This window comes from Streptomyces sp. NPDC097640 (assembly GCF_040302705.1).
GTDB lineage: Bacteria > Actinomycetota > Actinomycetes > Streptomycetales > Streptomycetaceae > Streptomyces.
This window is the reverse complement of record NZ_JBEOSB010000063.1, coordinates 1-9,606: the sequence shown is the minus strand read 5'-3', so window position 1 is coordinate 9,606 and position 9,606 is coordinate 1. Positions and strand designations below refer to the sequence as shown.

5 protein-coding genes are annotated in these 9,606 nt (G+C 69.9%); 3 read left to right on the top strand and 2 right to left on the bottom strand.

Annotated elements, in window-relative coordinates:
• Positions 1-1,560 (top strand): protein kinase domain-containing protein (locus ABTY62_RS47165; RefSeq protein WP_352135574.1); only part of this gene is annotated, 1,560 nt, incomplete at its 5' end.
• A gap of 87 nt (positions 1,561-1,647) precedes the next feature.
• Here the strand turns inward: ABTY62_RS47165 and ABTY62_RS47160 are convergent.
• Complete coding sequence (locus ABTY62_RS47160; protein ID WP_352135573.1) at positions 1,648-2,565, bottom strand: helix-turn-helix domain-containing protein; 918 nt, start codon at positions 2,563-2,565, stop codon at positions 1,648-1,650.
• A gap of 115 nt (positions 2,566-2,680) precedes the next feature.
• Positions 2,681-3,667 carry an AraC-like ligand-binding domain-containing protein gene (locus ABTY62_RS47155; protein ID WP_352135572.1) on the bottom strand — a complete coding sequence of 329 codons (987 nt, stop codon included), beginning with the start codon at positions 3,665-3,667 and terminating at the stop codon, positions 2,681-2,683.
• Between the two features lie 245 nt (positions 3,668-3,912).
• On the opposite strand from ABTY62_RS47155, the gene ABTY62_RS47150 reads away from it, so the two are divergent.
• Both ABTY62_RS47150 and ABTY62_RS47145 read left to right on the top strand, forming a co-directional pair.
• Positions 3,913-8,637 carry a putative T7SS-secreted protein gene (locus ABTY62_RS47150; RefSeq protein WP_352135571.1) on the top strand — a complete coding sequence of 1,575 codons (4,725 nt, stop codon included), beginning with the start codon at positions 3,913-3,915 and terminating at the stop codon, positions 8,635-8,637.
• Between the two features lie 100 nt (positions 8,638-8,737).
• Positions 8,738-9,606: putative T7SS-secreted protein (locus ABTY62_RS47145; protein WP_352135570.1), on the top strand; the 869-nt coding region annotated here is incomplete at its 3' end.

The following is a 9,606-nucleotide window of genomic DNA, read 5'->3' as shown; positions in this document are numbered from 1 at the left end:
GGCAACGGCAACACGGTCAAGATCTCCTTCCCCGCGACCCTCGCCCGGTACGTGCGCGCCGACTTCAGCAAGAACTCGGTCGCCTCCACCGCCCACGCCGAGGACCCGAAGTTCCGGCGCCGGTTCGAGCGCGAGGTCGAGGTCGTACGGCGGGTCCACGGGAAGTACACCGCGGGGCTGCTCAATTCGGGCTTCGACGAGGAGGAGCGGCTGTGGATGGCCACCACGTACGTCCCGGGGCCGAGCCTCGACGACGCGGTGCGCCGCTTCGGCCCGATGCCCGCCCCGGTCGTCTGGCGGCTGGCGGCTGAGATCGGGGAGGCGCTCGCCACGATCGCCTCCGCCGGCATCGTGCACCGCGACCTCAAGCCGTCCAACGTCCTGCTGGGCGCGGACGGGGCGCGGGTGATCGACTTCGGGGTGGCCCACACCACCGACGCCAGCGTGCTCACCATGACCGGCCAGCACGTGGGCACCCCCGCGTTCATGTCGCCCGAGCAGGCCGACGGCCGCGCGGCGAGCACCGCTTCGGACGTCTTCTCGCTCGGCTCGGTCCTGGCGCACGCCGCGACCGGCAGAACGCCGTTCGGCGAGGGATCCACCGCCGATGTCATCCACCGCGTGGTCTACTCGCCGCCGAGCGAGGACGTGCTCGCCAAGGTGGTGGAGTGCGATCCGGCCCTGGCGGAGCTGGTCGGCCGGTGTCTGGACAAGAGCGTGGAGGGACGGCCGAACCCGCAGGAGGTCGTCGACGCGGCGCGGCGGCACGCCCCGGCCCAGGAGTGGCCCGCGCCGCTCGCGGAGCTGATCGGCTCACGCACCGAGTGGACCGGGCACGCCGCCGCGGTGTCGCCCATGAACCAGCTGACGATCCTTCGCCGCGGCGCCCCGGAGCGCACGCTGCGGCCGGCGGAGCCCAAGCGACGCCGCGGCCTGGCCCTGGCCGCGGCCGTGGCGGTCGTCGCCGTGGCCGTCGGGGTGGTGGCCTTCGTCGTGCCGGGGATGGGGTCCTCGGACGACGGACAGAAGGGCGCCGCCGCGACGGTCTCGCAGTCCGCTCAGCACCCGCCAGCCTCGAAGTCTCCCGCGGCGAAGCACTCGGCGAAGCCGTCGCCGGGGACGACGTCCGACCCCGCGAATGCATCGGGGGGCGGAGATGGAGGAGGAGGTGGTGGCGGTGGCGGTGGCGGTGGCGGATCCGAGGAGAGCCGGCCCCCTGCCAACCAGAAGCAGCCGACCAAGGTCATAACCAAGATCATCACGCCCACCGCTGATACGCCCAAGCAGTCACAGCCTCCGCCCAAGACCTCGTCGCCGAAGCCGTGGAAGTCCTGCCACTACTACTCCGGCACCGCGCTCACCATGCAGGGCAGCAACGGAAATCCCGTCCGCCAGGTGCAGTGCATCCTCAAGGCCCGGAGGTACGACATCGGACCCCACGGCGTCGACGGGCAGTTCGGCCCCGACACGAAGGCAGCGGTCATAGCCTTTCAGCGGGATCACAACCTTCATGACGACGGCAAAGTGGGAGAGGACACCTGGCCGGCGCTCCGCGCCTGAGCGGAAGCGCGGCGGAAGTGCCGCAGAAGCGGCACGGCTGAGCCGGCGGTCCCCCGCCGGCTCAGCCGAAGCACCCGCTCGCGACCGCTATCGGCCCCCCACGGGCACACCCTCACGCCTGCGGTACTCGCCGGGCGTGATCCCGTACTCCTTCTTGAAGGCCCGGTTGAACACCGCCGCGTCCTGGAAACCCCACTGCGCCCGGATCGCGGCCATGCTCTGCCCCGCGAGGCAGGGGTCCGTCAGATCGGCCCGGCAGCGCTCCAGCCGCCGCTCGCGGACGAATCCGCCGACCGTCCGCTCGTCCTGCCGGAACAGATGGTGCAGATAGCGGACCGAGATGTGATGCGCCGTGGCGATCGCCGTAGGCGACAGGTCCGGATCGCCGAGATTGCGGTCGATATACGACTTGATCTCCCCGAGGAGCGCTGCCTGCCGTGGCAGTGGCCCCGCATCGTCGCGCCGCTCGGCCACGCTGCTCAGGAACGCCACCGCGAGGTCGACAGCGGCGCGCCCAAGCCAGGCGGCCTGCGGAAACTCGATCGCCGCGGCAGGTCCCGCAAGCCCTTCCAGGAACCGCGCGAGGAGCGCCGCCGGGCCCGTCTCCGAGGACACCGGCCGCGCCGCCACACCGCGCAGCGCCAGGTGCGGCAGCGACAGCGCGCTCCCCGGCAGATGCAGAACCATCGCCCGGGGCGGGCGGGCCCGGTCGGCGGCCGCCGCGTCGAACGGCTCCCATGGGTCCCACAGCACCAGTTGGCCGGGGTCCAGCCGGGTCGCGTCGAACCCCCGGCCCAGCGTCAGCGGCCCCTCGGACACCAGGATCAGCCGCCACATCCGCGGACCGCCGCTCCGGTCGGGCCGGTCGGGCCGGTCGGGCCGGTCGGTGTGCGACGGGGCCGATACGGAAAGCGCCGGAAAGCGCAGCACGGTCACCCGCACCGGCCCCAGCTCCCATTCGGTCCGGTGCCCGGGCCGGTCACGAACGACCGCGGAGGAGGTCATCTGCCGCGGTGAGCGCACAAGCGATTGCAAAGTAATGGTGTTACCTTTCCCCGTCCCTGCTCGACGAGTCTGCCGAGGCGGTGCGGACGTGTCCTTAGCACTGAGCGCCACCCGCTTAGCGCTGAACGCCAATCAGGTCGCCGCGCAGGGCCAGGTGCCGGAAGTCCTTGGGCGGCATGCCGTAGGCGATACGGAAGGCGCGGGTGAAGTCGGCCGGCCGCCGAAATCCCCAGCGGACGGCGATGGCGTGGATGGGCCGCCTGCTCAGCCCCGGATCGGCCAGGTCTCGGCGGGCCTGTTCCAGCCGTTGGTGGCGGATGTAGGCGGAGACCGTGGTGTTCTCGCGGCGGAAGACGCGGTGCAGGGAGCGGACGGAGATGTGCTGGGACGCGGCGATCCGCCCGGGCGTCAGCTCCGGGTCGGCCAGGTGCTGCTGGATATAGCCGCGGACACGCGTGGCCAGGGAGTGCTGGAAGGTCTCGGGCGGCACATCGGCTTCGAACCGGTGCGCGATCAGGGCGTTGGCCAGATCGAGCGCGACGGCCCCCAACCGCGCGGCGTCCGAAGGCCCGTAGGGCGTGGGGTCGTTGAGCAGGCCGGTGAGGAACTGGGCGAGCAGCGCCCCGATCCCCGCTCGCCCCGGCAACCTCATCGCGACCTGCCGGTCGCCGAGACCCTGGGGCAGCGGCAGCAGCACCCGCGGGATGATCATCTCTGCGGCCGAGACCGTGCCGTCCTCGGCGTCCAGACGGCCCCGATAGGGCCGCGAGCTGTTCACCAGCACCAGATCGCCCCGCCCGACCAGGATCTCCCGATCGTCCTCGACGACCCCCATGCGCCCGCACAGCGGCGTCGAGAGGTGGTAGATCTCGGGGTCGGACCGCCGGATCAGCGCCGGGGTCCGGTCCGAGTCCAGCGGCGGACAGGTGAACAGGGACACCTGAACGATGCCGAGGTCCAGCACTCGTAACGTGCCCCGGAAGTCGGCCCTGTGCTCCGTACGCATCTCATGGGGCGAATGGCTCTGGAACGCCAGATCGCGCCAACACTCGAACCGGTCCGTCGCGGGCAGTTCATCGCCCCGGAACAACGTCTCGATCACTACTCGTCCCTCCCCCGTACCCGATGGCGCGGACCGCCCCAACGGCTGACGGCCCGGCCTTGGCTCACTTCGAGTCTGGCGCGGCTTCGCGTTGTTGCGCAGCCCCGAATCGCCACGCGCAACAATGCTGACCTCGGCTGATCCCTCCGGCGGATCCGTGAAACCGGACGGGGCGGAACCCTTGCTGAGCAGGGTCGGTACGCTCATCCGGAATACCGTGGGTTGTGTTACGGGGGTAACTGCGCGTGGGGATCGGTGACTTCATACCGGACGGCATCGAGGACTGGGTCGATGACCGGGTTGAGGATGTCGGCGGGGCGATCGACGACGCGGGAGACTGGACGGCGGACCGGCTGGATGACGTCGGCTGGCAGAGCGGTGCCGACTGGGTCCGGGACAAGTCCGATTCGGCGGCGAACGCGCTGGGCGCGGCCGTCGATGAGATGCAACTGGGCGAGAGTGAGGATGCCAAGAAGCTGATCCACGGCAGCCCGTCGAAGCTACGCTCAACGGTCGGCCATCTCACCGACTTCAAGACCGCGTTCAACAATGTGGGCAAGGGGCTGCGGGGGCTGGGTTCGCAGTCGCTGAAAGGGAAGGCGGCGGACGCGTTCCGGGAGAGTGTGTCGGTCGAGCCGAAGAAGTGGTTCGCGGCGGCGGACGCGTGTGAGAAGGCATCGGGGGCGCTGGAGCGGTTCGCGGGGACGGTGGAGTGGGCGCAGGGCCAGGCCGAGGAGGCGATCCGCCGCTACAAGAAGGGCAAGAAGGCCTCGGACGACGCCCGCTCGGCGCACAACAACAAGGTGTCCGCGTACAACGACGCGGTGGACGCGTACAACGCGCTGCCTGCGGACAAGCGGGACGCGTCGAGTCTTCCGGACAAGCCGGGTGCGTTCCAGGATCCGGGTGCCGCTGACATCAAGGCCGCGCAGGACATCTTGCAGGAGGCGCGGCGGCAGCGGGATGAGGCGCATGGGGTGGCGAAGGCAGCGGTGGAGGGCGCGCGGGATGCCGCGCCGAAGAAGCCGTCGTACGCCAAGCAGCTGGGCGACGGGCTTCACGGGCTGAACCTGGACGCGAGCCATTTCCTGGGTGGTGTGGTCAAGGGCACGGCGGGCCTGCTCAACTTCGCCCGGCAGGTGAACCCGCTGGAGCCTTACAACATCACCCATCCCGCCGAGTACGCGACGAACCTGAACAACACGGCCGCCGGTCTGCTGCGGATGGCCAATGATCCCCGTAAGGCGCTCAAGGGCATGTGGGACGCCTTCCAGAAGGACCCGTCCGAGGGCCTTGGCCGTTTGGTGCCGGAGTTGATCGGCACCAAGGGCGCGGGGGGCGCGAAGGCGGCGGTCACCGCTGCGGAGCGGCTGCCCGCGACCGTCGCGCGGGCTGAGCGGTCGGGGTTGCAGACGCTGGCCAAGGACGGCCCGGCGCCCCACGCCACGCCCGACGGGGCGCGGACCGCCGGGGGCACGGACCCGGTGGACCTGGCGTCGGGGCGGATGTATCTGCCGCAGCGGGATGTGGTGCTGCCGGGGGCGCTGCCGCTGGTGTTCGTGCGCAGGGTGGAGTCGGGGTACCGGGCAGGGCGATGGTTCGGCCCGTCGTGGTCGAGCACCGCAGACCAGCGGCTGGAGATCGGCGCGCGGGGCGTGGTCTTCGTCTCCGAGGACGGGCTGCTGCTGTCGTACCCGCACCCGGCACCGGGCGTACCGACGCTGCCCGAACTGGGCCCGAGGTGGCCGCTTGAGCGCACGGCAGAAGGCGATTACACGCTCATCGATCCGGACACCGGGCGTACGTTGTGGTTCACCGGCCCGGAAGGCGGGGGTGACGGCGAGGCCCTCCTGGCGGAGATCAGCGACCGCAACAGCGACCGCCTGACCTTCGAATACGACGCGCAGGGCGCCCCGACCGGGATTGTCCACAGCGGGGGCTACCACCTCAACATCACCACCGAAGAGGGCCGCATCACCGCCCTGCACCTGGCGGGCGCCGACCAGCAGCTCATCCGCTACGCGTACACGGACGGCAACCTCACCGAGATCACCAACTCCTCCGGTCTGCCGCTGCGCTTCGAGTACGACGCCGAGCGCCGGGTGATCGCCTGGGTAGACACCAACGACCGCCGCTACGACTACGTCTACGACAACCGGGACCGCTGCATCGCCGAGGGCGGCACCGAGGGCCATATCTCCCTGCACATCGATTACGGCCCGGTCGATGAGCGGACCGGTCACCGGGTCACCACGGTGACCACGGCCGAGGGCGACACGACGCGTTATCTGGTGAACGACCGGTGCCAGGTCATCGCCGTGACGAACCCGCTCGGCCACACCACCCGCACCCATCGCGACTGCCACGGCCGGATCCTGTCCCGCACCGACGCCCTGGGCCGGACCACCGCCTACACCTACGACACGGACGGCCGGCCGACCTCCGTCACCACCCCCGACGGACACCGGCGCACCGCCTCCTACAACGCCCTGAACCTCCCCGTGAAGGTCACCCACGCGGACGGCGCCACCTGGCACTACGCGTACGACGAACGGGGCAACCGCACGACGGCAACCGACCCGTTGGGCCACACCACCCACTACACCTACGACGACCACGGCCACCTGGCAACGGTCACCAACGCACTCGGCGACACCACCCACATCCGCTCCGACCCGGCCGGACTCCCCGTCGAGATCACCGGCCCGCTGGGCGCTGCCACCACCTACCACCGTGACGCCTTCGGCCGCCCCACCTCCATCACCGATCCCCTCGGCGTCACTACCTGGATGGAGTGGACTGTGGAGGGCAAGCTGGCCCGCCACACCGCCCCGGACGGCACCGAGCAGACCTGGACCTACGACGGCGAGGGCAACATCACCGCCCACACAGACGCGGGCGGCGGCCTGACCACCTACGAGTACACCCACTTCGACCTGCTGACGGCCCAGACCACCCCCGACGGCGTCCGCCACGAATTCACCCACGACACCCAGCTGCGCCTGACCCAGGTCACCAACCCCCAGGGCCTGACCTGGACCTACACCTACGACCCGACGGGCCGCACGCTCAGCGAGACGGACTTCGACGGCCGCACCCTCACATACGAATACAACGCGGCAGGCCAGCTGATCTCCCGGACCAACCCTCTGGGCCAGACCGTCCGCCTCGCATACGACGACAGCGGCCAGGTGGCCCGCAAAGACGTCGAGGGCCAGGTCACCACCTTCACCTACGACCCCGCCGGGCGGCTGACGGAAGCCGTCGGCCCGGATATGGCCCTGACGTACCGGCGGGACCGGATGGGCCGGGCCATAGCGGAAGTCGTCGGCGACCGGGTCCTCACCCGCAGCTACGACGCGCTCGGCCGCCCGGCCCGCCGCACCACTCCGTCCGGGGCGAAGTCCACGTTCTCGTACGACGCAGCGGGCCGCCGCACCACGCTGACCACCTGCGGCCACACCCTCGACTTCACGTATGACGCGCTAGGCCGGGAAACCACCCGCCAACTTGGGCCTACTGCCACCCTCGCGCAAATCTGGGCCCCGGCCGGACGGCTGTCCGACCAGACCCTGACCGGCCCGGAAGACGCAACCCTCCAACACCGCGCCTACACCTACCGCCCCGACGGCCACCTCACCGCCATCGACGACCAGTTTCTCGGCCCCCGTGCCTTCGACCTGGACGACGCCGGCCGGGTCACCACCGTCCGAGCTGAAGGCTGGACCGAGACCTACGCCTACGACGAGGCGGGCAACCAGACCCACGCCACCTGGCCCACCGATCACCCGGCCACCACCGGCGCCCGCGCCTACACCGGCACGCGCATCACCCGCGCCGGACGCGTCCGCTACGAACACGACGCCGCCGGCCGCCTCACCCTCCGCCAGAAGACCCGCCTGTCGAAGAAGCCCGACACCTGGCACTACACCTGGGACACCGAGAACCACCTCACCACCCTCACCACCCCCGACGGCACGATCTGGCGCTACCTCTACGACCCCCTCGGCCGCCGCACCGCCAAACAACGTCTCGCCGACGACGGCGAAACGGTCCTCGAACAGACCGACTTCACCTGGGACGGCACCACCCTCGTCGAACAGACCACCACGACACCGGGCCTGCCCCACCCGGTGACACTGACGTGGGAACACGACGGCTTCCGCCCCCTGACCCAGACCCAACGCACCACCGACGCCACCAGCCACCGCGAAATCGACCGCCGGTTCTTCGCCATCGTCACCGACCTCGTCGGCACCCCCACCGAACTCATCGACGAAACCGGCGACATCGCCTGGCAAACCCGCACCACCCTCTGGGGCACCACGTCAGAAGAACGTACGGGGCAGACCCACACCCCACTGCGCTTCCCGGGCCAGTACCACGACCCCGAAAGCGGCCTCCACTACAACCACCACCGCTACTACGACCCCACCACCGCCCGCTACCTCACCCCCGACCCCCTCGGCCTCACCCCCGCCCCCAACCCGGTCACCTACGTCCCCAACCCCCACCTCTTCATCGACCCGCTGGGGCTCTCCCCCTACGACGATTACGAAGGTATCGACTTTTACGCCGACGATGTGGGCCAGTCAGCATCGTTCTGGCACGTGAACGGCCGTCCGGACGGGGAAACGGTGTTCTTCGGCCATGGCGCCATCCGAGCGGGCGACACCAGCATGGTCACGGTCCCCGAAGGCACAGAGGTCGCCGTATACCACCCGCATGGCGAGGTGATCTATGCGTCCGAAATGCATGTGATTGCAAACGGCAACACCGTCCCCCCAAAGGTCATCAAGGCGGGCCAGCAGATGCCGGACTATTCGCTGTACCCACCCACTGGTCTGGGGACCCCCTCCGGGAAGAGCCTGATCTCCGGGAGGACCGTGGCCGCAGAGACCCGTCTCTCCCGACTGCTGCTGCCGAATATGGGCCGAGTGCACTGGGTCGCTTGCCGATCGATCATCTGAGAACCAGGAGTCTCGAACCGGATAGGGCGGAGAGCTTGCTGAGCAGGGTCGGTACGCTCATCCGGAATACGGTGGGGTCGCGGTACGGGGGTGAGGACGCGTGGGGATTGGTGACTTCATACCGGATGGCGTCGAGGACTGGGTCGATGACCGGGTTGAGGATGTCGGCGGGGCGATCGACGACGCGGGAGACTGGACGGCGGACCGGCTGGATGACGTCGGCTGGCAGAGCGGTGCCGACTGGGTCCGGGACAAGTCCGATTCGGCGGCGAACGCGCTGGGCGCGGCCGTCGATGAGATGCAACTGGGCGAGAGTGAGGATGCCAAGAAGCTGATCCACGGCAGCCCTTCCAAGCTGCGGTCGACCGCGAGTCATCTCACCGACTTCAAGACCGCGTTCAACAACGTGGGCAAGGGCCTGCGGGGGCTGGGTTCGCAGTCGCTGAAGGGGAAGGCGGCGGACGCGTTCCGGGAGAGTGTGTCGGTCGAGCCGAAGAAGTGGTTCGCGGCGGCGGATGCGTGTGAGAAGGCGTCGGGGGCGCTGGAGCGGTTCGCGGGGACGGTGGAGTGGGCGCAGGGCCAGGCGGAGGAGGCGATCCGCCGCTACAAGAAGGCCAAGAAGGCCTCCGACGACGCCCGCTCGGCGCACAACGGCAAGGTGACCGCTTACAACAAGGCAGTGGACACGTACAACGGCCTGCCTGCGGACAAGCGGGATCCGTCGAGCCTGCCGGACAAGCCGGGTGCCTTCCACGACCCGGGTGCGGCTGAGGTGAAGGCCGCGCAGGACTTGTTGGCGGAGGCGCGGCGGCAGCGGGATGAGGCGCATGGGGTGGCGAAGGCAGCGGTGGAGGGAGCGCGGGACGCCGCGCCCAAGAAGCCGTCCTACGCCAAGCAGCTGGGCGACGGGCTGGAAGGGCTGAACCTGGACGCGAGCCATTTCCTGGGTGGCGTGGTCAAGGGGACAGC

What these genes read in the sequence shown, in the direction of transcription:
- ABTY62_RS47160 (WP_352135573.1), bottom strand. Translation starts at nt 2,565, where the DNA reads ATGACCTCCTCCGCGGTCGTTCGTGACCGGCCCGGGCACCGGACCGAA.